Below are 1662 nucleotides of genomic sequence, written 5' to 3'. Positions count from 1 at the left end.
CCTCGGGCTTTCATGAAGCGGGCTGTCCGACAGGCAGTCAGGAAAGCAGAAAGTGCCCCTGACCAGCAAGAATGAGGATTGTCGAGGTCCTTGTTCCCGCTGAAACCAGAGGCACTTCCCAGGTGAAGCACCCTATCGGGTCCTATCCCCGTGTCCGCGTTCAGGATGACGGCCGCCAGGTCGTCTCCCAGGCCGGATCGGTCCTGCTCGTCGAAACAGTCCGCAAGAGTGGCCTTGACCAGGCCATATCCGCAGCTCTGGCTCCGTGGCGGAAACCGCGGGCCGTCCACGATCCCGGCAAGATCCTTCTGGACGTCGCTCTGGCGGTCGCACTCGGCGGGGACTGCCTCGCGGACATCGCGATGCTGCGGTGCGAGCCGGCCCTCTTCGGCCCGGTCGCCTCCGACCCGACCGTCTCCCGCCTGATCGACACCCTCGCCGCCTCCGGCGAGAAGGCCCTGCAGGCCATCCGGTCCGCACGGTCCGAAGTACGCAACCGGGCCTGGTCGTTGGCGGGCAAGAACGCCCCGGACTCCGATGGACAGGTCACGGTCGACCTTGACGGCGTCCTCGTCATCGCGCACTCCGACAAGGAAGACGCAGCCGCGACCTGGAAGAAGACCTACGGTCATCACCCCCTGATGGCCTTCGTCGACCACGGCCCGGGCGGAACCGGAGAGCCGGTCGCCGCCCTCCTCAGACCGGGGAACGCGGGCTCGAACACGGCTACCGACCACATCACCACCGCCCAACTGGCCCTGTCCCAGCTGCCGAAGAAGTACCGGAGAGGGCGGAAGACGCTGATCCGCACGGATTCCGCCGGCGGCACTCACGACTTCGTGTCCTGGCTCGCAAAGCGAGGCCGGTGGCTGTCCTACTCGGTCGGCATGGTGATCACCGACACCATTCACCAGCACATGCTGAAGATCCCGGCCTCGGCCTGGACACCGGCCATCGAGACCGACGGCCAGGTCCGCGACGGGGCCTGGGTCGCCGAGCTCACGGGCAACCTGCTGGACGGCTGGCCGAAAGGCATGCGGCTCATTGTCCGCAAGGAACGACCACATCCCGGAGCCCAGTTGAGGATCACGGACGCGGACGGCATGCGGATCACATGCTTCGCGACCAACACCCCTGACCGGCCGATCGCCGAGCTCGAGCTCCGTCACCGGCTACGGGCCCGGGCGGAGGACCGCATCCGGGCCGCCCGGGCCACCGGCCTGCGCAACCTGCCCCTCCACCACACCGCGCAGAACAAGATCTGGCTGGAGATAATCCAGATCGCTCTCGACCTGCTGGCCTGGATGCCCATGCTCGCCCTGACCGGCAAGGCCCGGCTCTGGGAACCCCGCAGGCTGCGGTTCCGCCTGTTCTCCACGGCCGCCCAGCTCGTCACCACCGGCCGGCGCCGCATCCTCCGCCTCACCCAGCACTGGCCCTGGACAGGTGAGATCACAGGCGCCCTCGAACGACTCGCGCTCCTACCCAACCCAGGCTGACCAGCAGACTTCCCGTCCCGATAACAGCACCACCCGCCCCGGGCAGTGGAAACCGGCGCCCACCCGACGCGACACTCGGGCCACCGACCTGCCCACCACACGCCCCAGAAAACGAAACGGTCCGCCGACTCCGTCGACGGACCCTCACGCAAGATCGAGGCTA

General features: G+C 67.7%; 1 protein-coding gene. It reads left to right on the top strand.

Annotated elements, in window-relative coordinates; translation table 11 throughout:
• Window positions 1–122: 122 nt before the first annotated feature.
• Entirely contained in the window at window positions 123–1499 is a 1377-nt protein-coding gene (locus tag ACIQMV_RS39355) for an IS1380 family transposase (protein WP_402597920.1), read from the top strand.
• The last annotated feature ends 163 nt before the right edge of the window (window positions 1500–1662 follow it).

This window comes from Streptomyces sp. NPDC091412 (assembly GCF_044756885.1).
Taxonomy (GTDB): Bacteria; Actinomycetota; Actinomycetes; order Streptomycetales; family Streptomycetaceae; genus Streptomyces.
Note: the sequence above shows the minus strand (reverse complement) of the source record. Positions and strands in the feature narration are given on the sequence as shown.